26 protein-coding genes are annotated in these 23,545 nt (G+C 39.8%); 9 read left to right on the plus strand and 17 right to left on the minus strand.

Annotation, left to right across the window (positions count from 1 at the left end; genetic code table 11):
- Window positions 1-183: 183 nt before the first annotated feature.
- The gene (gene pseB, locus EAG18_RS08850) at window positions 184-1,185 is read left to right on the plus strand and encodes a UDP-N-acetylglucosamine 4,6-dehydratase (inverting) (RefSeq protein ID WP_125252025.1); all 1,002 of its coding nucleotides are present in this window, start codon (window positions 184-186) and stop codon (window positions 1,183-1,185) included.
- Window positions 1,182-2,348 (plus strand): UDP-4-amino-4,6-dideoxy-N-acetyl-beta-L-altrosamine transaminase, encoded by a 1,167-nt coding sequence (gene pseC, locus EAG18_RS08855; RefSeq protein WP_125252026.1) that lies wholly within the window; start codon window positions 1,182-1,184, stop codon window positions 2,346-2,348. The genes pseB and pseC overlap by 4 nt, the downstream gene beginning before the upstream one ends.
- Before the next feature lies 1 nt (window position 2,349).
- On the opposite strand, the gene EAG18_RS08860 is transcribed toward pseC, so the two are convergent.
- From EAG18_RS08860 to EAG18_RS08900, 9 genes are read right to left on the minus strand one after another with little or no spacing between them, the layout of a single operon-like run.
- Entirely contained in the window at window positions 2,350-3,471 is a 1,122-nt protein-coding gene (locus tag EAG18_RS08860; protein WP_185745574.1) for an acyl-CoA reductase, read from the minus strand.
- A complete protein-coding gene (locus EAG18_RS08865) occupies window positions 3,455-4,492 on the minus strand; it encodes an acyl-protein synthetase (RefSeq protein ID WP_125252028.1) in 1,038 nt (345 codons plus the stop codon). The genes EAG18_RS08860 and EAG18_RS08865 overlap by 17 nt, the downstream gene beginning before the upstream one ends.
- Window positions 4,479-5,792 (minus strand): AMP-binding protein, encoded by a 1,314-nt coding sequence (locus EAG18_RS08870; protein ID WP_125252029.1) that lies wholly within the window; start codon window positions 5,790-5,792, stop codon window positions 4,479-4,481. The genes EAG18_RS08865 and EAG18_RS08870 overlap by 14 nt, the downstream gene beginning before the upstream one ends.
- On the minus strand, window positions 5,789-6,544 hold the full coding sequence (locus EAG18_RS08875; protein WP_185745575.1) for an SDR family oxidoreductase: 756 nt from the start codon (window positions 6,542-6,544) through the stop codon (window positions 5,789-5,791). The genes EAG18_RS08870 and EAG18_RS08875 overlap by 4 nt, the downstream gene beginning before the upstream one ends.
- Complete coding sequence (locus EAG18_RS08880; RefSeq protein WP_125252031.1) at window positions 6,544-6,774, minus strand: phosphopantetheine-binding protein; 231 nt, start codon at window positions 6,772-6,774, stop codon at window positions 6,544-6,546. Before EAG18_RS08880 ends, EAG18_RS08875 begins: the two co-directional genes overlap by 1 nt.
- Window positions 6,774-7,319, minus strand: coding sequence for a GNAT family N-acetyltransferase (locus tag EAG18_RS08885; protein WP_125252032.1), 546 nt, complete (start codon window positions 7,317-7,319; stop codon window positions 6,774-6,776). Before EAG18_RS08885 ends, EAG18_RS08880 begins: the two co-directional genes overlap by 1 nt.
- A 2-nt stretch (window positions 7,320-7,321) precedes the next feature.
- Window positions 7,322-8,062, minus strand: a complete 741-nt coding sequence (locus EAG18_RS08890) for a glycosyltransferase family protein (protein WP_125252033.1) — start codon at window positions 8,060-8,062, stop codon at window positions 7,322-7,324.
- On the minus strand, window positions 8,059-9,135 hold the full coding sequence (gene pseI, locus EAG18_RS08895) for a pseudaminic acid synthase (RefSeq protein WP_185745576.1): 1,077 nt from the start codon (window positions 9,133-9,135) through the stop codon (window positions 8,059-8,061). Before pseI ends, EAG18_RS08890 begins: the two co-directional genes overlap by 4 nt.
- Window positions 9,136-9,143: 8 nt before the next feature.
- Window positions 9,144-10,076, minus strand: a complete 933-nt coding sequence (locus EAG18_RS08900) for a hypothetical protein (protein ID WP_125252034.1) — start codon at window positions 10,074-10,076, stop codon at window positions 9,144-9,146.
- A gap of 236 nt (window positions 10,077-10,312) precedes the next feature.
- Between EAG18_RS08900 and EAG18_RS08905 the strand changes: the two genes are divergently transcribed.
- The 7 genes from EAG18_RS08905 to EAG18_RS08935 all read left to right on the plus strand — a co-directional run bounded on the left by EAG18_RS08905 (window position 10,313) and on the right by EAG18_RS08935 (window position 16,740).
- Window positions 10,313-11,203 (plus strand): LicD family protein, encoded by an 891-nt coding sequence (locus tag EAG18_RS08905; protein ID WP_125252035.1) that lies wholly within the window; start codon window positions 10,313-10,315, stop codon window positions 11,201-11,203.
- Between the two features lie 139 nt (window positions 11,204-11,342).
- Window positions 11,343-11,834, plus strand: a complete 492-nt coding sequence (locus EAG18_RS08910; RefSeq protein ID WP_125252036.1) for a hypothetical protein — start codon at window positions 11,343-11,345, stop codon at window positions 11,832-11,834.
- On the plus strand, window positions 11,824-12,573 hold the full coding sequence (locus tag EAG18_RS08915; protein ID WP_125252037.1) for a hypothetical protein: 750 nt from the start codon (window positions 11,824-11,826) through the stop codon (window positions 12,571-12,573). The genes EAG18_RS08910 and EAG18_RS08915 overlap by 11 nt, the downstream gene beginning before the upstream one ends.
- Complete coding sequence (locus EAG18_RS08920; RefSeq protein ID WP_185745577.1) at window positions 12,563-13,090, plus strand: adenylyl-sulfate kinase; 528 nt, start codon at window positions 12,563-12,565, stop codon at window positions 13,088-13,090. Before EAG18_RS08915 ends, EAG18_RS08920 begins: the two co-directional genes overlap by 11 nt.
- A complete protein-coding gene (locus tag EAG18_RS08925; RefSeq protein ID WP_275557254.1) occupies window positions 13,083-15,398 on the plus strand; it encodes a PEP-utilizing enzyme in 2,316 nt (771 codons plus the stop codon). Before EAG18_RS08920 ends, EAG18_RS08925 begins: the two co-directional genes overlap by 8 nt.
- A complete protein-coding gene (locus tag EAG18_RS08930) occupies window positions 15,395-15,997 on the plus strand; it encodes a gamma-glutamyl-gamma-aminobutyrate hydrolase family protein (protein WP_125252040.1) in 603 nt (200 codons plus the stop codon). Before EAG18_RS08925 ends, EAG18_RS08930 begins: the two co-directional genes overlap by 4 nt.
- Window positions 15,994-16,740 (plus strand): phosphocholine cytidylyltransferase family protein, encoded by a 747-nt coding sequence (locus EAG18_RS08935; protein WP_125252041.1) that lies wholly within the window; start codon window positions 15,994-15,996, stop codon window positions 16,738-16,740. Before EAG18_RS08930 ends, EAG18_RS08935 begins: the two co-directional genes overlap by 4 nt.
- An 86-nt stretch (window positions 16,741-16,826) precedes the next feature.
- Here the strand turns inward: EAG18_RS08935 and EAG18_RS08940 are convergent, their stop codons facing one another.
- From EAG18_RS08940 to rfbG, 8 genes are all read right to left on the minus strand, one after another.
- Window positions 16,827-17,417, minus strand: a complete 591-nt coding sequence (locus tag EAG18_RS08940) for a class I SAM-dependent methyltransferase (protein WP_125252042.1) — start codon at window positions 17,415-17,417, stop codon at window positions 16,827-16,829.
- 77 nt (window positions 17,418-17,494) lie between these two features.
- Window positions 17,495-18,277, minus strand: a complete 783-nt coding sequence (locus EAG18_RS08945; protein WP_125252043.1) for a cephalosporin hydroxylase family protein — start codon at window positions 18,275-18,277, stop codon at window positions 17,495-17,497.
- The gene (locus tag EAG18_RS08950; RefSeq protein ID WP_125252044.1) at window positions 18,270-19,001 is read right to left on the minus strand and encodes a WbqC family protein; all 732 of its coding nucleotides are present in this window, start codon (window positions 18,999-19,001) and stop codon (window positions 18,270-18,272) included. Before EAG18_RS08950 ends, EAG18_RS08945 begins: the two co-directional genes overlap by 8 nt.
- On the minus strand, window positions 18,994-19,602 hold the full coding sequence (locus EAG18_RS08955) for a formyltransferase family protein (RefSeq protein ID WP_185745578.1): 609 nt from the start codon (window positions 19,600-19,602) through the stop codon (window positions 18,994-18,996). Before EAG18_RS08955 ends, EAG18_RS08950 begins: the two co-directional genes overlap by 8 nt.
- Window positions 19,599-20,717 (minus strand): DegT/DnrJ/EryC1/StrS aminotransferase family protein, encoded by a 1,119-nt coding sequence (locus tag EAG18_RS08960; RefSeq protein WP_125252046.1) that lies wholly within the window; start codon window positions 20,715-20,717, stop codon window positions 19,599-19,601. The genes EAG18_RS08955 and EAG18_RS08960 overlap by 4 nt, the downstream gene beginning before the upstream one ends.
- Window positions 20,710-21,939: a class I SAM-dependent methyltransferase gene (locus EAG18_RS08965; protein WP_125252047.1), complete on the minus strand. Its 1,230-nt coding sequence runs from the start codon at window positions 21,937-21,939 to the stop codon at window positions 20,710-20,712. The genes EAG18_RS08960 and EAG18_RS08965 overlap by 8 nt, the downstream gene beginning before the upstream one ends.
- On the minus strand, window positions 21,936-22,490 hold the full coding sequence (locus EAG18_RS08970; protein WP_125252048.1) for a dTDP-4-dehydrorhamnose 3,5-epimerase family protein: 555 nt from the start codon (window positions 22,488-22,490) through the stop codon (window positions 21,936-21,938). Before EAG18_RS08970 ends, EAG18_RS08965 begins: the two co-directional genes overlap by 4 nt.
- The gene (gene rfbG, locus EAG18_RS08975) at window positions 22,475-23,542 is read right to left on the minus strand and encodes a CDP-glucose 4,6-dehydratase (protein WP_125252049.1); all 1,068 of its coding nucleotides are present in this window, start codon (window positions 23,540-23,542) and stop codon (window positions 22,475-22,477) included. Before rfbG ends, EAG18_RS08970 begins: the two co-directional genes overlap by 16 nt.
- Window positions 23,543-23,545 lie beyond the last annotated feature (3 nt).

Below are 23,545 nucleotides of genomic sequence, written 5' to 3' on the forward strand. Positions count from 1 at the left end.
ATTTTGAGTAAAAAGTCATCATAATCGTTAAATTTCCTGTGATGACTGGCATAAATACTGCAAAATGATTAGAAGTGATATAAAGTATTGAGTAGTAGCTAGTTTATCGTATCAATACAGTGCTTGTAGCAGTTCCAGTATTTGATACTGTAAAGTTTTGATTGCACCTTTAGGTGGACCCCAATGTTTGATAATAAAACCATTTTAATTACCGGCGGCACAGGCTCTTTCGGCAAAAAATACGTAAAAACTCTGCTAGAACGATATAAGCCAAAAAAAATAATCATTTTTTCTCGAGATGAGCTTAAGCAGTTTGAAATGCAGCAAGAGTTTAATCATCGGTGTATGCGATATTTCATCGGGGATGTCAGAGACAAAGATCGATTGCGAAGAGCAATGCAAGGCGTAGATTATGTCATTCATGCCGCAGCCCTAAAGCAAGTCCCTGCGGCGGAATACAACCCAATGGAGTGTATTAAAACCAATATTAATGGGGCTGAAAACGTAATTGAAGCAGCACTGGATAACGAAGTAGAAAAAGTGATAGCCCTTTCTACAGACAAAGCAGCCAATCCTATTAACCTGTATGGTGCAACAAAGCTTGCATCTGATAAGCTATTTGTTGCAGCAAATAACATGGCAGGTGGACACCGAACTAGGTTTTCAGTCGTACGTTATGGTAATGTCGTTTGTTCTAGAGGCTCTGTAGTGCCTGTATTCCAGCGTTTTATCGACGAAAATAAAGGTCATATTCCGATCACTCATAAAGATATGACACGTTTTTGGATTAGCCTGCAACAAGGCGTTGATTTTGTCCTAAAGAACTTTGAACGTATGCTTGGCGGTGAAATTTTTGTACCGAAAATCCCTTCAATTCGTATCGTTGATTTAGCGACCGCAATGGCACCAAACCTACCACAAAAAGTAGTCGGTATTCGCCCTGGAGAAAAGCTCCATGAAGTAATGTGTCCCGAAGATTTAAGCTTTGACACATTTGAGTTTGACGACCATTTCGTTATTGCTCCTGGAATAAAATTCAGTAGCAGAAGTAACGATTTTGACATGAACGCGTTAGGTGAGAAAGGGAAAGCTGTAACGCCTGGATTTGAGTATAACTCATTAACTAATCCGGATTATATGAGCATTGAAGAGATTAAAGCATTTAACGTACAAGCACTGTTATGATCCCATATGGAAAGCAATCAATAGACCAGCTAGATATTGATGCAGTTATCGACGTGCTGCAATCTGACTGGTTGACTCAAGGCCCCAAAGTTCCAGAGTTTGAGCAAAAACTTTGCAGCTATACCGGGGCAAATCGTGCCGTCGCGGTAAACAGTGCAACATCCGCACTTCATATTGCCTGCCTTGCGCTTGGAGTTGGCAACGGTGATATTGTTTGGACCTCACCAAATTCATTTGTAGCCTCATCTAATTGCGCACTCTACTGCGGAGCGAGTGTAGATTTTGTCGATATTGATATTGATACCGGTAACATGAGTATTGAGGCACTCACTAGCAAGTTAGTACACGCCGAGCGACAAAACCAACTCCCTAGGGTGGTTATACCGGTTCATTTTGCTGGCCAGTCATGCGACATGCAGGCTATCAGTAAACTATCTCAGCAATATGGTTTTAAAGTGATCGAGGATGCCTCTCACGCTATCGGCGGCTCCTTTGACGGAAAAAAGATAGGTTCTTGTGAATATTCTGACATCTGTGTATTTAGTTTTCACCCTGTCAAAATAATGACCTCTGCAGAAGGTGGGGCGGCTCTCACGAACAACCCTCAGCTCGCTGATACTATGGCTAAGCTACGCAGTCATGGTATCACTAATAAACCAGAAGAGTTTAGCGAACCAAGTCATGGCGCTTGGTATTATCAACAAAATGTTCTGGGCTTTAACTATCGCATGACTGATTTACATGCCGCACTAGGATGTCAGCAATTAACGAAGGTCGATAGCTTTGTTCAACAGCGTAACAAGATTGCGGCACACTATGACAGCTTGTTTAAAAATAGTGGCATCCAACCGTTACTCGTTACAAATACATCGCGCAGCGCTTACCACCTCTACGTCGTCAAAGCTCCGCTCCATTCACCAGAAGAGCACAAAAAACTCATCCAAAACTTAAGAAAGGCCGGTATCTTTGCACATGTGCACTACATTCCTATTTACTTACAGCCTTTCTACAAGCAGCTTGGATTTAGTGCGGGTTACTGCCCTTCAGCAGAACTGTATTATCGCCAGGCCGTCACTTTACCGCTGTTTCCTGAGCTATCAGAAGAGCAAGTGCAGCACATTGCGGATACTTTAAAAAGCCTTGTTGCAAAGTTAAGCGTTTAGCCTAGTTTAAACGCTTAACTAAATCGACCCCATCCCAAATATGATTAAATTGTAGAGCACTACCAAGTGGTGTTTTACGAAGCGCATGAATGTCCTCAACCATATCTTTAGAAATACCAAAGTAGCCTACAGTTTGAAGTTTTTCATCCTCTGGTAACTGAGCAAGGCTGTCAATATTAGTACTCAAGATAAGTCCATTGCCCTCGTGTGCATCAAGTATTGAAAGGCTGTTAAGTCGCTCAAACTCAAGCATTAGATAACTTGGATGTGATATTGAACGAATTGGCTTTAATGATAAATCCGCCATAAGAAGCATCTGTGTATTTATGTGCCTATTTAACTGATGATTTAACTCAAACTGCGGATGATCATCTGCGCACTTCGCCAAGGCGTCCCAAAAACAGTCTTGAATCGCTGGTTTTGTACATAGCCAATAAATTGCCTTCGGTGAGGAACAGGCCTGCTGATTGAAGCTCTGATAGTCAGTAAAAAATTGTTTGGCTGCAAGTTTTGCATCTTGTTCTGAACTCAGCCTTAGAACAGATATAGAAAACCTGTCAGGGAATGCCAGTTCATTGGCAACTGGCGCTACTTGGTTAATCTGTAATATGGCATCATCTCCCCCCCAGATCACCCGCTTGTCACACCATTTTGATAAAGTAGCGGTTACCTGAGACTGCGAAGCCGGATAGGCAATAAATAAACAGCGACTACCCAGCAAGGCTCCTTTATCAGTATCTACAAAGCGCTGTATCAAACCGACTAGCTCATCAGAGATTGCTCCTCTTCGGCTACTTAATCTCACAATATTTATGTTTCCGACAAGAAAACTTAAGAGCACCGTATAGAGAAAGACCGTGTCGACATTAGCTGGGGTAATGTGAAAAACTTTGTTCTGCCGTAATCTTAGCTGCTCACCGTAGTGGGTTGCGAGATTTTTGATATTACTGCGCCTACACCAAAATGCCAGCGCGACAATTTCAGCACTGGGGCGGTGCTTAAGTATAAAGTCGGAAAACTCTGCAACAGTGTCAATAAGTGACTGCTCGAAGGCAAATAAATTTGATGGCTCTTGTTCAAGTTCACCGACGAGTGTCTGTACTTGTTCATTTAAAAGTGTCACTACACCCCCTAACTTCAGATTGGGCTACTCGGCCTTGAATAGTGAAATACTTTCCTTTACGTCCACATGCGCAATCATCAATACCATGAATAATTGCTAAATCTTCAGTAAGTAGATTGTGCCCTGGATAACTTCTAGCAATAACGGATTGCAGTTGCACCACGCCTGTGGTTTGCGCTGGCAAAGGCCGCAGTGTCACAGGGTCTACTACATTGATATCTGACCAAACGGGAGCATGTAACATGCCATGCTCACACTCAACATAAATGGTTCCTGTTTGCTCTACCATTCCGTAATAATCATGGACTGTGACATTGCCAAAGCAAGCGCTCAACTCCTGCTTAAACGTTTTTTTATCAACTGCTTGCTCAGATATTTTTTTCCACCCACCACCATGCAATAGAAATGCGTCAGAAAACGCCACCTGCTTTTCTAATTGCCTTAGTTGTTGCACTATTCTTTGCCATATTATGAACGTAAAACCATACATAAAAACCGGTTGGCCTGCGTATTTATCCGCAAAGCTCATTATTACCGCGAGATCCAGATCCATATTTTCATCAAGTGCAAAGTGATGATCTCTCCCAAAAAAAGACATACCCTGTATACCCGCAGCTCTGGCAGACATACCAGAGTGAACATCAAGTGCCTTTCTGGAATCAAGAATTAATAGCGGTAATCTTTTTGGCCCAAGCCAATGCTGCATTATTTTTGAGAGTACCTTTGACTGTAAACGGGCAGTATCGCTATCCAAGACTATTTGAGATTGCGTACCTGTCGTTCCCGATGATTTGAGTATGCGGTGAACCTTATCAGCGTCAATGCTACTTAGTAGCTGGTTTTTGAAGGCGCGAACAGCAAGAGGTGTCCCTCCTAGTTGCTGAGTTGCGCTGTATTTTTCACAGTTCACCTTATGAAAATGGTGCAGCTCATCGAGCAATGGCGTTAGCAGCTCCCATTTCTCATTTTGACAGAGGTCGTATACTGATAACTCAAGCAATTCTTCGTCAGATAAGTGCATTGTAATTCACTTTGCCGTTACTTAGTCTAGGGATGGTCTCAATATTAAAAACTTTTACATTTCGATGGTGACATTGTGCTATTTGGGCAATTTGCTTTTCAACGCCAAGTTCAGAGCCACAGATGAAAACTCGCAGTTGTTTATCATCACTGGTTATAACGCAGCTCAAGTTAAACTGCTGATTGAGCTGACGCTCTAAATCATCAAGGTTTATTCTTCTACCTTCAAGCTTCGCTATTCTTTTTATTCGGCCAATGATTTGCAACATACCGTTATCTAGCTGGTGTGCCACATCACCCGTTTTTAATATCGCGCTGACTTCACACTCTCGTAAATCCTCTAAAGATGAGGCATAACCGGCGAATATATTTGCCCCTTCAAAACATAGCTCACCCTCTTTTTCGCCACTGGCGATGTAAAGTTTGCAGAAAGGTAAAGCCTTACCAATTACGCCTGCTGGCGCAGCTAAAAAATCGTCAGGCTGCATGATAGCCATCCTTGCGGTGGCCTCTGTTTGGCCATACATGGCGTAGAAAGGCAGCTTCTGGGCACCACAAAATTCTTTTAAAGCTTCCCATAACTGTCCACTCAAGCGTCCGCCAGCTTGAGCCATATATTTCAATTGATGCAGTGGTTGCCTTTGCAACCCCAATCGAAAAAGCATCTCAAAGCTAAATGGCACCCCGTAAAAGCTGTTAACATTATGCTGGGTAAACTGCTGCCAAAATGACTTTGACATCAAACTTTCTTGGCCAAGAATGATTCCTGCCCCTACAAGCAAATGACTATGTAAAATTGAGAGCCCAAAGCTGTACGAGAATGGCAAAGAAGCCATAGCACAATCAGTTTTGGAAATAGGCAAAACCTGCGTTATTGCAGCGCAGTTTGAGGTAAGGTTTTCAAAGGTTAGCTTAACTACTTTTTCTCGACCGGTGGTGCCGCTAGTACCCAGTAAGAGTGCAATTTCAGGTGCTAGAGGAACCGTATCAGGATTAAGGTGAGATACTAAATCACCATCAATTAAATAGTTCGCATGAAACTGCGTGAGCATTACCTGATGCTGCTCCTTTCCCTTACTTTTGTCTAGCAGAAGCACCGTATGCCCACCTCGAAGTGCAGCCAAGTAGTGTATGACAAAGGGTAAGGAATTGTGCGCAACGATGGCAATTAACTGTTTCTTTTTTGGCAAGTTGCTGAGCGCAGATTGTACTTCAGTATCTAACTGTGAATAGTTCAACGTGCGCTCGCCATCAACAATCAAGCTATTACTCGCTTTTCCAAGCTCCCAAAACCTACTCATAAGCCTAGCTTTAACCCCCCATCAACATGGATGACTTGCCCAGTAATGAAGCGACTTTCTTCTGCAACTAAAAAGTTAATCACATCAGCAACCTCTTCTGGCTGACCAATACGCCCCAATGCTGTATTTTTTATTAACTGCTGCTTTTTCTCATCAGGAATATGCGCAACCAGTGCGGTGTCAATTACACCAGGAGCGACGGCGTTTACACGAATGTTCATAGCACCAAGCTCTGCGGCCAAGCTCGCAGTTAAGCCATGTAATGCAGATTTCATCGCCGCGTAAACGCTTTGACCACGGCTGCCTTGCTGCGCAACGACTGAGCTAATGAAAACGATACTGCCGGACTTATTTCGAGCCATTACCTTGCTTATGCCTTGAGCAAGCATAATCGCACTCTTCACATGTTGATGGTACTGCTCATCAACCAAATGATCGCGAGTCATCAGCAACGGGGATTCGTACATGGTGCCTGCACAGTGCACAAACCCATGAACAGGTAGCTTTATTTTTTGGATAAATTTAAAAAGTTGGGTAACCTGTTCATTTATGGTTATATCTGCGGTGAAGTGTTCAACATTCAAATACCCTGCGGCAACGAGTTGACTCTTTGCTGTAAGCAACTTTTCTTCATTTTTAGCTACCATGATGACAACACATTGTTCATTCAAAGCCGCTTTTTTGGCTACAGCGAGCCCAATTCCAGAAGAAGCTCCGGTAATGACAACGATATGATTAACCGAGTTCGTCACTATTCGCTCTCGTATTTAGCAACAATTTCTTGCGCTTTTGCAAATGAACTCATATCAATAATATCGTCAGTGTCGATCATTATATCAAAATTTGATTCTATATCCGCAATCAACATCATATGACTCATAGAGTCCCATTTATCATGCTGTCCATAAGCAAGCTCGTCGGTAACTTCTTCTAATGGAATATCCAAAACACTAGCAAAGATATTTCGTAATTTTTCGTTCATTAACTTCTACTCAAAAATGTTTTAATCTGCTTGGTTGCTGTGATGTATGCGTCAGGCGTTAATCTTATCTTGATTAAACCTTGGCTGTCAGTTGGTGCCAAGGTGTAGCCAAGCACCTCATTATACCTTAGCGCCTCTCGATTTTCTGCTTTAACTACGGATCCTAATGCGTTAATTCCAAGCTCTTCAAAGGCATAATCTATTAAAAGTAAAGACGGAGAGAAAGCGACTAAGTTTCCCTTATAGTCATTGTCTGCGATGTAAATTCCAATTTCTGCTTCACTGGCATCACTCAGCGCGGTATTTGCACGTATATTAACGACCCCGATCTCTTTTGCCTTTACGATGATTTTATAATGTGCTTGCCTATCACTTTTAAGCATCGCTGAAAACCAAGCTTGATGTTGTGCAATGGCGATAGGTTTGTCATCTAGCATATTTGCTCGGACGTCTGGCTGATTACGCCAACTGAAAACTTGCTCCATATCATCATGGGTGAGCTGATGTAACTCAATAGCGTAGCCGTGAAGCTTAGTTGCTATCATACTTATTCCCCTAACTTTTTTTGCCCCACACGAGCATTAATACTTGCAACAGCGGGAGTCATATTCAAAAAGTCAATAATCTCATTTGCAGATACAAAATCTATATCGTTACCAAAATGCGTTATCACCCTTTCAACGAGTTGGAAATCTTCCAACTCATCAACGCAAAGGCGCAAATGGGCAGAACGCGGTGGTGAAAAAGAAAGGCTAGCACATTGAAATAATGTCGGATGTTGATAAAAATAAGGTGTAACATGCTCCTGTTGATACGCCTCTTTCGCGTCGTTAAATACCTGGAGAAGCCCTTTAAAGTTAAAGATTTCAGCATCAAAACCTCTGGGAATGGTATTTACATCAATATTTGAATAATCAGTCCCTGACTCTAAATGAAATTGAATAAGCGCATCAATCAAGGTTGGATCAACAAGTGGGCAGTCACCTGTTAACCTAACAATATAATCACTTTCAGTTAATGCAAGTGATTGAGCAGCTTGAACAAAGCGCTCCAAAACATTGTGCTTGCTGCCTCGTCGAACGATGACGTCTTTATCGGACAAGTGTGTGACAATACAGTCATCATTTTTTTCAATGCTGGTGACAATAACATGCTGATGAGCTTGTTTTACCTGAGCTACTCGCTCAATATGATAATCGAGCAAGCTGCGGCCATTTATTGCTTTTAATACTTTCCCCGGAAGACGCGTGGAATCAAATCGAGCTTGGGAAAATATATACACACTCATTGCACTACATGCTCCCAAGCTAAAGGTGTGCCAAATTCAACGTCTTGCGCAGCCACTTGCCCAATTACTTCATTTAAGTGTCTTGGATGCAACCCTTTACCTGGGCGCACCGAACGTACGTGTTCAGCGGTGAAAATCTCGCCTCGTTTGATCGCTTTAGCAACGTACAAAGAGCGTCTAAATGGTGCATTATCCTGCTCACTGTCAGTTAGACGGTAATTGACCTCACCTAAACTCGCGTGAGTATCTTTCACCCTTGTAACGAGTCGACTGAATTGATCTTCATCCAAAGAGAAAGCCGAATCGACACTGGAATCATCTCCTTTAAGCTTAAAGTGCTTCTCAATCACACATGCTCCTAAAGCCGTAGCGGCTATTGCAGCAGTATCATCAAGACTGTGATCACTGAGTCCAACAGGCACACCAAGCTTTCGTTGCAGATCAGTAAGTGTGGTTAAATTACAATCAGAAATTGGAGTTGGATAACCACTAATGCAATGTAAAACGACAAGCTCTGTACCTCCGGCATCTGCAACTGCTGCAACGGCTTCTTGGATTTCATCAAAGGTCGCCATACCAGTGGACATGATAATTGGTTTTTTTGTGCTCGCGGCGTACTTTATTAAGCCAATATCGGTGAGTTCAAAAGACGCAATTTTATATGCTGGACAATTAAGATCTTCCAGTAAATCGACTGCTGTATTATCAAAAGGTGAAGAAAACAAAGTTATATTGTTTTTTTTCGCTTGCTTAAATAAAGCCGCGTGCCACTCCCATGGTGTATGGGCTTCCTCATACAAATCATATAACGTCCTTCCCTGCCAAAGCTTTTCTTTTACTACAAACTCAGGACCATTATGATTCAAAGTAATCGTATCAGGTTTATATGTTTGAATTTTAAGTGCACTTACACCCGTTCGCGCTGCTACATCAATCAACTTGAGCGCATGCTCAAGGCTGCCACCATGGTTTCCTGAAAGCTCTGCGATGACATAAGGCCCACTGTTTGAGCCAAGCTCAATACCATCAATCATCATTGATTGTTTAAAGTTACTTTGACTATATTTATTCATCGTTTTCTTCAATGTCTTATAAGGTGCAAGATTGCATCGCAAATCCGCGAAGCAGCCAAGCCATCCACTACTTTTGCACTCTGCTGAGTGTACACGTTCTTTTTATCGGCTGAATCCAATAACAATAAAGCGGTATCTACGATATTTATGATGTCAATTTCTTCTCTGCCATCAATTGCGCTATACGCATTATTATTCAATGGCGAATATAAAGCTTGAGACTGATTATCTGCAACTACTAACGCTATTGATGGTACGCCTAAAAACATTAACTCATACAAACTACCACCAGCTCCAGTAATCGCTATATCCGCATCTGACATGAGCATAGGGAGTTTATTACTGTCTATATGCAGTTCAAACTTTGTCGAACTTTTGAGCCCCTCAAGAGCATAGAGTGTTCTGTGATCACACGTGCTGGAAACAGCCAAAACAATTTTAGTGACCTGTTGAGAGGTAAGTAGCATCTTGCAGATTGCAACAGACAGTGCCTGAGCATCGCTTCCGCCCAAACACACAAAAATGTAGCCTGGCTTAAACCGTGGACGAGGCCTATAAGGTATAAACTCACTTCTAACCAACCTAAAGTCAGAGCCTTGCAAAGTTTTGTTTGCTAGCAAGTCAGTCTTGTTGAAGTCGCTAGGGTTAATAATCAAATCTAAAAAAGGTAGATTGAGATATGTATTGTCGTCAAAAAGAACCAGTCTTTTAGCTTTTTTCCGTAATTGTTCAAAATCCGCATCAGAAACATTATAGTCATCTACAATTAATGTATTCATTTCCGGTAGTTTTTGTACCCAGTCGACTTCAGCTTCTAGTTGACATACTTTTACCCCAGTTGCCTCTAACTTTAGCACTAACTCTTGAGTAATTTCATGGCATAAAAGAAATACTTGCTGATTTTGGTCAATTAACGCCTCTATCAATGCTATTTGCCTCATTATATGACCAAAACCAAGTTTCCTACTCGCGTTTGCATATATAAAAACCATAGCAATTACTCTTAACAGCTTAATTCAGAAATATCATAACAAAAATATGTCAATGATATAATGCAAATCAAACCTTTTAGTTATCAGTAGAACCGTACTTTTCCAAAATAAAACAAATACATATTATCTCAACTGGTCTATAATTTGCATTAAGATCCAGACATATTCTGAAATTTCGACACATTATGAAACCTAAAATTATCATTTTTGGTGCAGGAGAGGCAGGCAAAGCAGCCTATGCCCATTTGAAAGCAGATCATGAAATCATTGGCTTTACAGATAATGATAAAAATAAGCAAGGCACGTATTTGAATGGCTACCCTATCAAAGACGCAAATTGGATACTAAGTCAAGATTTTGACTTTATTTATATTGCTAGCGAGTTCTTTGAACAAATCAAGCATCAGCTTGAGCATACTTTCCATGTGAAAAGCCAGCAAATTCATATCTTGCCTGCTCATGCGATTAAACAGACTAAATTAGGACAGCCGACAGCTAAAAAAAATGCACTGAAGCTCTTGGAATTGGTCACTGCCACACTTAATACAAGTGCACTAAATTATTATGTCGATGCAGGAACTTTATTGGGTATTGTTCGTGATAATGCACTTATCCCTTGGGATGACGATTTAGATATTGCAATAAACAGTCAAGATACCGAGCAGTGTTTCGCTGCTTTGAGTGAGTTACTTCCTGTACTTGACAAACAGTTTGGAACACCATGGGAAATATTCATTAACAAGGCTAATTCTACTTTTCATTGTATCGACAAAGGTAGCATTTCATCTTTTAAATTAAGACCATGCTCTGCTCATAGCGATTTGCCACAACTAGATGTATTTATTAAATATGTCGATGCTGGTTCAATGTATTATGTTATTTCGTCAAGAGGATTTAGCATGCCAAGTAAGCACCTACTCTTAACGGAGGACATAACATTCAATAATTGTATTATGAATATCCCAAGTGAGGCGACCCAATATCTTGAGGCTCATTATGGCTCCGACTGGCATACTCCAAAAAAAGATTGGAATTTGAGTATGATAAGCAGTGCAACTGTGTTTAAAGGTGAATAGGACTAATTTACAACGCCAGATTCGTAGTAGACTCTAATCGAGAAACCGTCTTGGTGTGCGTTGAGCATATATCTTATTATCCGATTTAGTGTTTGTAACAAAGGCAATGTCAATTAGCAGCTAAACCTAAAGGTGAAAAATGACAACTAACCCTTCCTTGAAATCAAGTCAGCGTCACGAACATGACTTCCCGGTCGTAGATGATGAAAACGCAATAGCTCATTTTCATCATTTACGAGCACAATTCATTGCATATCTTAAAAAGTCGTTGGCTAAATGCAACTCAGCTAATCAGAAATATATCGAATTCGATCTACCCACGCTAATGATATTGGAGAACCGTTTTTCCACTCACAATGACTTTTGTTCTGTTCGACTAAAGGGATATTCTTCGTTAACAGAAAGAGAGCAAATACATGTCGCGATTAATTGCGCTAATGCTCTTGCTGTTCATAGCCATGAACTTAAAGATTTAAACTCTCTTAATAGCACGATAAAAATACTTGATTGGCTAGAGCCTAAAATCACTACTAGTCCTAGTACGATGTTAGATAAGGAACAAACAAAAATATTACTTAACACGCTAGAGCTTGAGCACAAATTACTATTGGAGTATGGTTTTGCTATCTAATCAAAAGTTTGGATTATTATATTTCCCAGGCCCTAGAGCATTGGCTTATGTTAACGTACTTGCGAACCAAAAAGTTTTACCCTCTATAATAATCACACTAGCCAACAAAAGAGGTGAAAATGGTATTCGTAAATCACGTGACTTACCGTTTGGCGAAAAGTTGTTCCCTAAATACCTAACAATTGAAGATTTCTCAAAGGGTGAAAATATTCCTATCGTGGAGTTAGATGTTGAATCAATCAATCACCCTGATGTAATCTCCGCGCTTTCAAGCAGCGGACAGAGAGAGTGGTTATTTACAGGAGGAGGGATACTAAAACAACCACTGTTTGAAGTTGGTATAAAATATATCCACATCCATCCTGGTAAACTGCCTGAAGTAAAGGGAAGTACATGTTTTTACTACTCCTTGCTATTTAATAACACACTACATGCTAGCGTGTTTTATATGACACCCAAGTTAGATTCAGGCAAGGCGCTGTTAGTCAAACCTTTCAATATTAATATTAAGCCTAGTGATCTGAGTTCTGAGTTTATTGACTATGTTCTAGATCCTTGGATCAGGGCAAGCGCGTTAGCAAGTTTTATCAAGCAGGAAAGCTATGATTTAACTGTCTTGGATATCCCTTCTAACAGGCCGTGTTACATTATGCACCCAGTGCTAAGAGCGCTAACAATTAAAAAACTTCATTCTCGCTTCGATGTCAACAAACCTGAAGGTATTTTTGATGGTGAATAAAAAAGGCTCAACGATTTGGATAACAGGGTTATCCGGAGCTGGAAAAACAACGATAACAAATTTACTGATCCCACAGTTTCAGAACATGGGAATTAACCCAATCATACTAGACGGGGATGAAATACGAGCAGCTATAAGAGATCCACACTGGCAATTTGATACAAATAGCCGACTTCTTGGCTCCTATCGTTATTCAAGACTAGCTCGCCTTTTTACTCATCAAAATCAAGTAGTTATCGTACCTACTATTAGTATGTTTCACGAAGTGCAACGCTGGAATCGTGAATATATACCAAATTATTTTGAAGTGTTCTTAGATGTTGATATCAAAGCAAGAATATCTAGGGATCCTAAGGGCTTATACCAAAATGAGTCCTCGCATATGGTAGAGGATAGCACTGCTGAACTGCCGCTGTTTCCCGATATGCGTATATTGAATAATGGTGGAATAGATGACGCAACCGTAAAGGCGGAGGAAATCTTTACTGAATGGAAAAAGGTTATCTATGATGCGTAGCAGAGATCAAAAATTACCAAGCAAAGTACAGCGCTTAATTGAGCTAAGTGACTCTTTGTCTAGCGCTTCTGTTCTTCCTGTATATACCCTTAATTTTGAACGTTGGAGAACAAACCGTACTGATTGTTTGAATCAAATTCAAAAAGAGTTTGATTCGCCTGTTATTGTACGCTCTTGTACAGTACAAGAAGACAGCACGACAACGAGTAACGCTGGTAAGTATGCCACTGAGCTTAATGTGAATTTGGATGAATTGAGCCTCACTAGTGCCATTAATAGCGTATTCTCCTCCTATGATGAATTAGATCATGAAAACATCTTATTTATTCAGCCAATGCTATTATGTCCAGATTATGTTGGCGTTGCTTTTAGTCATATTCAAGATACTGGGGCTGAATACTATGTCATTAGTGCAGATGAAAATAGGAATACTGAAGCAGTTACTTCTGGTGCCACTGAGGTAAGGACTTGGTTCGTTAGCCACCAATATGATGCGAGTGCTTACACATGGCAAAATCAAGTAATCAATTTGATAAAAGAGCTAAAAGAATTAAACATCTCAAAGTTCTTAGATATTGAGTTTGCAATAGAAAATAATAAAACTTACCTATTGCAGGTAAGGCCATTAATAGTACAAGAAAAAGTAGTCAAGAAATCTGAACAGTTGTTACTTGAACAGCAATGTATAGCCAAAAAGTTGAAGAGGCTATCGTCTAGACACCCATATTTGGTTGGCAAGCAAACTATATACGGCGTAATGCCTGACTGGAATCCGGCTGAAATCATAGGTATAAAGCCAAGACCTTTGGCTTTGTCACTGTACAAGTTTTTAATAACAGATGGGGTGTGGGCTCGACATCGAGCTATTTATAAATACAGAGATGTTGGTGAGCAGCACTTGATGACCATCCTTGGCGGTACTCCATATATCGATGTGAGAGCGAGTTTTAATTCATTTATTCCAGCCTCAATTCCTGAAGAACTTGCAGAAAAGTTAGCAAATCATTACTTGGATCAGCTCATAGAAAACCCTGCTTCTCATGATAAAGTAGAGTTTGACATAGTCTTTTCTTCCTTTGATTTCCAGTCACCTGATCAACTCTGTAAATTGGAACAGCATGGATTCACCAAATCAGAAATCAGTTTAATCGAAAATAGCCTTAAGTCTTTAACAGAGCAAATTATCATTGATGAATTCAGTCCTGTGAACAGTGACCTGTGTAAAATTACCCAACTGATTGAAAGGCATGAAAAGGTATTAAATTCTGATTTAAATAAGATTGATAAAATCTTTTGGTTACTTCAAGATTGCAAATCCTTTGGCACTCTACCATTTGCAGGCTTGGCTAGAGCTGGATTTGTTGCCATCCGTTTTTTAAAGTCAATGGTTTACTCAAAGTTGATCTCGCAAAACGATTATGAATGTTTCCTTTCATCTATTGAGACCGTAAATAGCTTATTTCTCAAAGATAGAACAGAATTATCGTCTCAAGCATTGATTAAAAAGTATGGCCATTTGCGTCCTGGTACATATGAGATAACCTCACCAAGATACGATGAAAACCCTGAGAAGTTCATCCTAAATGAAAAGTTAGATGCACATAAAGTAACGGCTGAGTTTAATATCTCGCTTAAAAAACTAAATGCTATTGATGAAACGCTAAAAACACATCAACTCAACATTAATTCCATACAGTTGTTCAATTTTATAAAAAAAGCTATTGAGGCAAGAGAATATAGTAAGTTTATTTTTACTCGTAGCTTGAGTGATTCTTTGGTTTTAATTGAAAACTTAGGCAGACAAATAGACTTATCAAGAGAAGAGTTGAGCTATGCAAATATTGAGGATATTCTAAACCTCCACTCTACAAGTCATAGTGCTAAAGAAAAAGTACAGGCTTCCATCTCCGTTGGAAGAGAGTATTATCAACTATCGCAGTTAATAAAACTACCTGACTTAATCACTAAAGCCAGCGATCAGTTTATATTCTCGCCACAAGCTACCCATCCTAACTTTATTACGCAACAAAGTATATCAGCAGATGTCGAAGTTAATTTAACTAACGGCTTGAAAGGTAAGATAGTCTGTATTGAATCAGCAGACCCTGGCTACGATTGGCTTTTTGCGGAAGATATCGCTGCGCTAATTACAAAGTATGGTGGGTGTAATTCGCATATGGCAATACGTGCTCAGGAATTACAACTACCCGCCATCATAGGTGCTGGCGAGGCCAATTTTGAGCGATGGAGTAATGCTACTTCGCTTATTATTGACTGTGAAAAAGAGAAGGTTGACTTAGTACTATGAAATTCATAGCGATAACTATGCGCGTTGACCACTGCGGGGTTACGTATCAAGAGAAGAGAGATGCTGTAGACCAAAAGCTACTTGAGTTGGTCGGAGATTGCGGCTTCCACCCTATACTACTTCCAAACAATCTTAAGGTTGCCAAGCAAATATTGACAATTGTTAAACTGTCAGGTTTGATTTTCAGTGGCGGCAACGATCTCGTTAGCTATGGTGGAAGCACACCTGAGCGTGATGAACTCGAAGTGTACCTTTTGGAGCATGCTATGAAGACGCAAACTCCTCTTTTAACTATTTGCCGCGGCACGCAACTCTTGATGGACTATTTTGGACAACCCCTTGTAAAAATTGATGGGCATGTAGGCTCGACACATACCATTATGTACAGAGAAAAAAGTAGAATAGTTAATAGCTATCATAATTTAGGCTTCTACCATGTTCCACAGGACTTCGCTGTTGAAGCAAAAGCCAAAGACGGTGTTATCAAAGCCATCAAGCACAATACGTATCCTATTGTTGGTATAATGTGGCATCCTGAACGCGAGAGTAAATTTTCTCAATACGACGTCTCGCTTATTAAAGAGGTATTTAATTCGTGAATATAATCATCTTGGCCGCAGGAATGGGAACTCGTTTAAGACCCTACACAAATGATAAACCTAAAGCCCTTGTGAACGTACATGGGCGACCCATATTAGATTATCAACTAGATGTATTTAATACATTTGAGCAAGCTAATATCTCACTAGTTACAGGATATAAAAGAGAGTGTTTTGATAATTATAAACTAAGACAGTTTCATAACTCCGAGTATGACCAAACAAACATGGTTTTCTCCTTGTTTAAAGCTATTGATGTTTTGCAACAAGAGCAACCTACACTAATTTGCTATGGAGATATTATTTTCAACGCTCGTATTGTCAAAAAATTACTTGCAACACCCGGAGACATATGTATTTCTGCAGATCTTTCGTGGCTGCAACTATGGCAAGACAGAATGGAGGATCCTCTGAAAGATGCAGAGTCCTTTAAAATGAAAAAATATACTGATCAGATCGTAGAGCTAGGCAAACCTTTAAAATGTGTTGAAGATGCTGAAGCCCAATACATGGGGTTAATTAAGCTTTCAGTACACGGCTTGAAGAGTTTTATAAATCTATACAACTCAATCCCTTACAGTGAAACCAAATCAATGTATATGACTGATTTTATACAACAGCTCATTAATCGTGGTAACGAGGTAACAGCCTCAACCCATAATGAACACTGGTATGAAATAGACAGTACGCAAGATTTAGAAGCTTTGAGCTCACAAAAGCTACAAGATATTATAAAAAGCTAATGTGTTAAGTGTGTTTGTTAAGAGCAACTTTTACTTTCATTCATTATGCTTTGCCTAGTATTATTAGTAAGCAAAGCATAATTTCTTTATTTCTTTATATGAAAAATAGAATAAGTTGAATTTGCATGCCATCCTTTTTTTTGATAAATCATCTCAAAGCCTTTTGAAAATAAGCAATGAGCATTTTCAGGGTTGTTATATATAATATAAATATCACTATAGGAATGAACGACACTATCTAAGAAGTTGGAGAGTATCTTCTCTGAAAAAGGGTTATATAAATAAAGGCAAAGATTACTCGCCTTTGTATTAAGAGTAACATTTGTCACGTCTTCAAGAAGAACATTAACTTCAGCACCAGATGTGTTATTGATATTATCTAAGCAAATTTTATGTAGTTCTTCACTGTACTCAATCCCTAAAATGTGGGGTGTATAGTTTTTCAATAGCTTTCGCCATACTAAGAGAACTTTCCCTTTTCCACAACCTGCGTCTATATAATCAAAGTCACTCGGAGAATGTGAGCTCAAGGTAAAAACTCTTTTTGTCGATTCTTTTATAATAGAAGTCCAACTACTTTCATACTGCACACCTTCACCAAGATTTTTTAACTTGTCTTTGTACTCCTCTTTTGGGAGCCACATGTGTGTATTAGTACCATTAAGCAAGTCAAACATGTGATTTTCAATAAAATAATTATATGGAAGACGAGGCCCTCGCTTTTGGAACATACGCCAATAGTTTGACCACATAACTATTTTTTAACTCTTCTTAGAAAACCCATCGGCGCGACTGTTATCTGAAGTTTTGCGTGAATTTCTGAATCCACTTCAAAATCTTCAGTGGACTTCAAAAACTCTTTAACAGCACTGTAGGGGTTGTTACCTTTACCCCACGGTCTATTTGGAAACATATCCTCGGGCATAGCCTCAATAATAGTGTCGTATACGATACAATAACAAGTTTCAGAAACCAGTGGAGAATATGCTTGAAGCTCTTGAATCACGTGATCATGTGTATGATTAGAATCCAAGATAACCATAACTCGGTTATAGTCTTTAGCCTTTTCACACACCAATTGTACGACATCGCTAGAAACACTTGAGCCCTGAATTAATTCAATTTTATGAGCAAGTGGATGAGACTCGATTGCATCACGATTGTGTTGTCTAATATCTATATCAATCCCTATTACTTTTCTACCAGGGCTTAACGGATCTAATTGCTTTTTCTGAGCTACAGCGTCAGTATAATCCAATAGCGCTAATAATGACGCACTAGCGATAACAGAGCCTCCATGTGCGACACCTGTTTCAATGATTAAATCTGGCTTGGTTGACCAAATTATTTCTTGCAGCGCCCAAACATCATTTGGAAATTGAATTGCGGGACGACCAAGCCAACTAAAATTATATGACCAATTATACGGCGCACTCTGACGGATCCACTCGACAGATAACGCTTCTAATTCATCAGCATTCTGTAGCTGACGTATATTCTCAGCCACTTCTTTTTGAAATTCTTCGGATTTATTCATTTATAAAATCTAACCAATTTGTTGTTTTTGAATGAAGGTGTGTTCCAACTGAACTTCCTAAATTTGCTATCGTATCAAGTGAAGTTACGTATGGAGTAAACAAGCCAAAATTTTGGCTATAAGGGGTGGTATTATAGTTCATGTACTCCACAGTAATTCCTTTATCATCAAACTTTTCATGTTCGAGATAGTTTTTAGCACCATGACCTGTGATATAAGTAGAAGCACCAACTCCCTTACAAATATTTAAAATTTTCTCACTTCCGCTTCCTTTTGAGCAAGCTAAATCAGATGCTTTATAATACTCAACATTATTATCCATGCCCCAATAGCGTGCAACGGCTCTCATAGATGCAATAGTCAGTTCAGCTAAACTCTGATGATTTTCTTTCGCGACTTCCCGAAATACTTCAATTGCATCACTGTAATAAGGGCTTTGCTTAAGATTGTGAGCAAGGAGTTGTTCGTGATTTTTTTTCCAGTTTTTCGTGTAGTCAATTTCAGAGGACATGATAAGCTGAGAGCGGGATAGCCTCTTAACTGGTACTGACAGCCACTTGCTACCGCTATCAGTTTTAATTTGTACTCTATTATAAAAACCACGTGCGAGTTGAACATCATCTAAAAACACAAAAGCATCAGCCAAATGTAACTGCTGAAACATCCCTATCCATGGAAAATACATGGGTTGTGAAATAACGACTTTTAAATTATTACTAGTCATACCCTATCTCTTTTACAAATCGCTCAAATAGCACATTAATATCCAGCTCTAACTCCGAGGGGAAGTCGCCTCCCTTTTCAACATAAGCTAGCCAAAGTAAAGTTAAATATACTTTTTGGATAAATGATACTCGCTCCCACATGCTGTAATTGAACTGTAAATTCGCTTCATGTGTTATTTGCGCTTTAATATCACCGCCATCAACATCATGGTTAACTCTGTGGATTGTAGCGGCTATAACGCAACAATTATCATCGTATGCTCTTTTAAGGGCATTGAGTCCTTTGTAGCTCGGCAGTTTGGATGGGTGTATGTTGTATACTTCAAAACTGTCATAAAGTGCTTCGGAAATAATTTTTTCTGTAAATAATATAACACTAGTTATTTCGTTTTCTTGAAACCATACTTTGCATTTATTGTTGAAGTCTCCATCAGCACTACTATGGAACTTACACTCGAAGCCGAGTTCATCGAGTTCAGGCCCTATTTCGGCGTTATTTATCCCGAAAAAGAACACAGACACACTTTTTACTTGCCTGTATAGGCTAACAGCAGCTTTTACTGCTGAGGCCTTCGAATCGCAAAAAACACCTACTCTCACGTTACCTTCTTTGATGTTAAATAGCCGCAGATACAATCCACAACATAAGCCTGCTGCTCAAAAGTCATATCCACAAAACTTGGGAGGTTAAGGCCTCTACGAGAAAGATAAAGCGCATTTTTACCACTTTGCATATTGTCTACTATTGGTTGCTCACTCAATGGCCAAAAGAAACGACGTGCATCAATTTGATTATTTTGCAAATGTGTAATCAGCTCGTCTATGTTGAATGAGTCCTTAGTATTAAAAATCAGCGTGGGCATCCAGTATGAATTGACTTCATTTAGGTTTTCTGGGTTGAGTACCACATCGGGAATATTCATACAGAGCTTTTTATAGTGCTCAAAGATTTCCCTTTTTCTTTGCACTATTTCGTTTACTCTTTTCAATTGAGAAACACCTAATGCAGCTTGAAGATTAGACATTCTATATTTATAGCCGAGTTCTGAAGCCCAAAACTGACGCTGTTCATTTTTCGCTCTGCCGTGATTGTTAAGCTGCCTACATTTCTCTACAAGCTTCTCATCAGAGGAAACTAACATTCCACCTTCCCCTGTGGTAATGGCCTTTGTTCCATGAAAAGAAAACACACTGAAGATCCCAAAGGAGCCTGCTTTCTTGTTGTTATATTCCGAGCCGATGGCCTCAGCAGCATCCTCGATTAAATATATCCCATTGCGTTTTGCAATGTCTTCAAGTTCATCGAGTTCACAGAGGTTTCCATAAAGGTGAGTCGCAATAATCGCTCTTGTTTTTGAAGTTATCGCTTTTTCAACCTCATTGGGATCGATGCACCAAGAACGCCTGTTCACGTCTACTAACACTGGTGTCGCATCGAGATAAAGAATAGGCGCGATCGTTGCGACCCAATTTGTGTCAGCTAAAATCACCTCATCACCCTTGCCTACCCCAAGAGCCGACAAACCAAGGTGTAGAGCACCAGTGCAGCTAGAAGTGGCCATCGCATAAGGTACACCGATATACTCTGAAAACTCTTTTTCAAATTTATCAACGTATTCATAGCAGCGCTCTCCCCAGCCATCCGCTGCAGCTTCGGTCACGAGTCGTACGTCTTCCTGCGTAATACTTGGTCTTGTATATGCTAATTTATCCATCAAAGATCTCTAAGTTTGGAATGGCAATGCAATATTTCCAGTTAACTCTACTATTAGTCGCTAAGTATTGGCATATCTCATCTTTAATATTCCAAGGGAATATCACGACATAGTCAGGCTTATATGACTCAATAGCGTCAGGTGGCAAAATTGGAATATGGGATCCTGGTAAATATTGATTTTGTTTTGAAGGTGCAGAGTCAAACACAGCTGATATTAAATTATTTTTAACGCCTGCCGTATTTAACAATGTATTTCCCTTAGCTGCTGCGCCGTATCCAACAACGGTTTTCCCAGCCAACTTTGCATCGACGAGAAATGCTTTGAACTCTTCACAAATCTGAGTGACTTTTTCGGAAAATGCTAAGTACGTTGACGGTTCGAATAATTTAGCATCAATTTCTTTTTGTTTAACCTCATTCACTGACGGAGCAACATGATGAGAAGATTCTTGATGAGATGCCCATACTCGCAAACTTCCACCGTGAGTAGATAGTTCTTCAACATCATAAACTTTCAAACCTGCTTTAGATAGAATTTCCTCTACCACACATAAATTCAAGTAGGAGTAATGTTCATGATAAATAGTATCAAATTGGTTTTGTGTAATAATGTTAAGAAGCGATGGGAATTCTAATGTTACCGTGCCAGCCTCAGAAAGTAATTCCTTAAACCCTTGCACGAAACTATTTATATCAGGAACATGAGCTAATACATTGTTAGCAATGATTAGATCTGCTTTTCCGTAGTCCATAGCAATAACATTAGCTAGCCTTGTATCAAAAAACTCTTCAATTACATTTATTCCTCGAGCTTTAGCTGCTCTAGCGACCGCAGCGGTAGGCTCCACCCCTAAGTTAGGTATTCCATTTTTAACAAAGTTTTGTAGGAGGTATCCATCGTTAGATGCTACTTCCACAACTAAACTGTTTTTATTTAGTCCTAGCTTTTGGGTTACAACTTCTGTGTAAGATTTTGCATGCTTCAACCAACTGGCTGAAACCGAAGAAAAATAAGCATATTCATCAGTGAATAACGCTTCCGCTTCAACTTGATCATCTGTTTGAACAAGCCAACATTGTTCGCATACAAGCACTCGTAGTGAGTAAGTTATTTCATTTTTAAAAGCATCTTTATCACGCAGGTAAGCATTGGAAGCTGGCGAACATCCTAAATTTACCATCTCTAGTGCCAGTTCATTTCCACAGTGTCGGCAATTCATATTGTTACCCCATCAAAATCACATGGAAGCGTTTGGAATTGAGCATCTTTATCAGAATAAACCGTGACTGGGATCGGCAGCTCAAAACTCAATAATTTATCATCATACCGCACACCAAACTCGTGTTCTGGCTCGTACGGTGCGGTGTGGAAATAGAGCATCTCGCAATCTTCCTCCAAAGTTAAAAAGCCATGAGCACAGCCTGGGGGAATAATGAGCATTTTATCTGGCGTATCCAACTCTATTTGAATACACTCTAGAAAACTTACTGAGTGTTGACGAAGGTCTACGATGAGGTCTAATACTCTACCATTAATGCATCTAACCATTTTGTATTCAGGCAATGAACCAAGCTGACAATGCATTCCACGCAACGTACCTGCTTGTGCTGAATATGAACTATTCACTTGGCAAATTGAAGAATGGCCTATCACCGGTTGTAGCGCTTGTTCATCAAACCACTTAGCAAAACTTCCTCTTGCATCAGAAAATGCGGTCCTTTCGGACAAAAATACGTCTTGTATACTGAGTGATCTTAGGGTTGACACCATTTTGCTCCAATTTTTCTCGAATCATTTATAAATGCGTTAAGTTGACTGGTGCTGATAATATTGTTGTTAATATAATACTCTCTATACCATTGTGCTGTATGTTCAATAACTTGCTCAATAGGCCAAATAGATTTCCACTTCAACAACTCGTACGTTTCACTACTATCTAGGGCTAAGTGCTCAGCCTCATAAAGTGAACTATGAGTGGGTTTCCAGTCGAGGTTTGGAATAAAACGACTCATTAATGACAGAACATCTGACACGGAGGCTAAATGCTCAACCGCGGGGCCAAAGTTCCATGCTCGTGCAAACACTTTATCACCAATTAAAAGCCGCTCCCCTAGCTGAAGGTAGCCTGCTATTGACTCCAAGACATGTTGCCAAGGCCGCACAGCATTAGGGTAGCGAATAGAGAGGCTGTCGCCACAATATGCCTTTCTTATAATGTCTGGTACTAAGCGATCATCTGACCAATCACCTCCACCAATTACATTACCTGCTCGAGCTGTTGCTACTAAAGTATTTGAGTGTTTATAGTAACTCTCACGATAACTATGGACTAACACTTCACATGCAGCTTTTGACGCACTATACGGGTCACTTCCCATGAGTCTATCTTCTACTGTAAAGCTCTTTTGTTCGCCATTGTTCTCGTATACTTTATCCGTGGTTACTACAACTATTGCTTTTACTTTCGTGCAGTGTCGTGCACACTCCAGTAGGTTCAGCGTACCCGTTAGATTTGACTGCCAAGTTTCTTCAGGCTTATTGTAGCTTTTTCGCACAAGTGGCTGAGCTGCTAAGTGAAAAATAATATCAGGTTCAAAATCATTTATCAGCTTATCTATCACCCCTCGCTCTGCAATATCCCCAAAATAGTTATCTACAGTCAAACCAAGTTTGTTATAGTGAGTACTATTTTTATCTTCAGGCAGAGATAGCCCAGCAACTTCAGCCCCAAGAAGCTCAAGCCATAAACATAACCAACTGCCTTTAAAACCACTGTGCCCTGTTACCAGTACCTTCTTTCCGGCATACATTTCATTGAACATTGA

Origin of the sequence: Pseudoalteromonas sp. J010, assembly GCF_003934235.1 — a bacterium.
Lineage (GTDB): Bacteria > Pseudomonadota > Gammaproteobacteria > Enterobacterales > Alteromonadaceae > Pseudoalteromonas > Pseudoalteromonas peptidolytica.

Coding starts and splice junctions, on each gene's coding strand:
- pseC (WP_125252026.1), top strand. CDS start 1,182: ATGATCCCATATGGAAAGCAATCAATAGACCAGCTAGATATTGATGCA.
- EAG18_RS08880 (WP_125252031.1), bottom strand. CDS start 6,774: ATGAACGAAAAATTACGAAATATCTTTGCTAGTGTTTTGGATATTCCA.
- EAG18_RS08945 (WP_125252043.1), bottom strand. CDS start 18,277: ATGAATAAATCCGAAGAATTTCAAAAAGAAGTGGCTGAGAATATACGT.
- EAG18_RS08890 (WP_125252033.1), bottom strand. CDS start 8,062: ATGAGTGTGTATATATTTTCCCAAGCTCGATTTGATTCCACGCGTCTT.
- EAG18_RS08910 (WP_125252036.1), top strand. CDS start 11,343: ATGACAACTAACCCTTCCTTGAAATCAAGTCAGCGTCACGAACATGAC.
- EAG18_RS08930 (WP_125252040.1), top strand. CDS start 15,395: ATGAAATTCATAGCGATAACTATGCGCGTTGACCACTGCGGGGTTACG.
- EAG18_RS08905 (WP_125252035.1), top strand. CDS start 10,313: ATGAAACCTAAAATTATCATTTTTGGTGCAGGAGAGGCAGGCAAAGCA.
- EAG18_RS08965 (WP_125252047.1), bottom strand. CDS start 21,939: ATGAATTGCCGACACTGTGGAAATGAACTGGCACTAGAGATGGTAAAT.
- rfbG (WP_125252049.1), bottom strand. CDS start 23,542: ATGTTCAATGAAATGTATGCCGGAAAGAAGGTACTGGTAACAGGGCAC.
- EAG18_RS08970 (WP_125252048.1), bottom strand. CDS start 22,490: ATGGTGTCAACCCTAAGATCACTCAGTATACAAGACGTATTTTTGTCC.
- EAG18_RS08900 (WP_125252034.1), bottom strand. CDS start 10,076: ATGAGGCAAATAGCATTGATAGAGGCGTTAATTGACCAAAATCAGCAA.
- pseB (WP_125252025.1), top strand. CDS start 184: ATGTTTGATAATAAAACCATTTTAATTACCGGCGGCACAGGCTCTTTC.
- EAG18_RS08920 (WP_185745577.1), top strand. CDS start 12,563: ATGGTGAATAAAAAAGGCTCAACGATTTGGATAACAGGGTTATCCGGA.
- EAG18_RS08870 (WP_125252029.1), bottom strand. CDS start 5,792: ATGAGTAGGTTTTGGGAGCTTGGAAAAGCGAGTAATAGCTTGATTGTT.
- EAG18_RS08940 (WP_125252042.1), bottom strand. CDS start 17,417: ATGTTTGACTTGCTTAATGGTACTAATACACACATGTGGCTCCCAAAA.
- EAG18_RS08865 (WP_125252028.1), bottom strand. CDS start 4,492: ATGCACTTATCTGACGAAGAATTGCTTGAGTTATCAGTATACGACCTC.
- EAG18_RS08885 (WP_125252032.1), bottom strand. CDS start 7,319: ATGATAGCAACTAAGCTTCACGGCTACGCTATTGAGTTACATCAGCTC.
- pseI (WP_185745576.1), bottom strand. CDS start 9,135: ATGAATAAATATAGTCAAAGTAACTTTAAACAATCAATGATGATTGAT.
- EAG18_RS08950 (WP_125252044.1), bottom strand. CDS start 19,001: ATGACTAGTAATAATTTAAAAGTCGTTATTTCACAACCCATGTATTTT.
- EAG18_RS08925 (WP_275557254.1), top strand. CDS start 13,083: ATGCGTAGCAGAGATCAAAAATTACCAAGCAAAGTACAGCGCTTAATT.
- EAG18_RS08960 (WP_125252046.1), bottom strand. CDS start 20,717: ATGGATAAATTAGCATATACAAGACCAAGTATTACGCAGGAAGACGTA.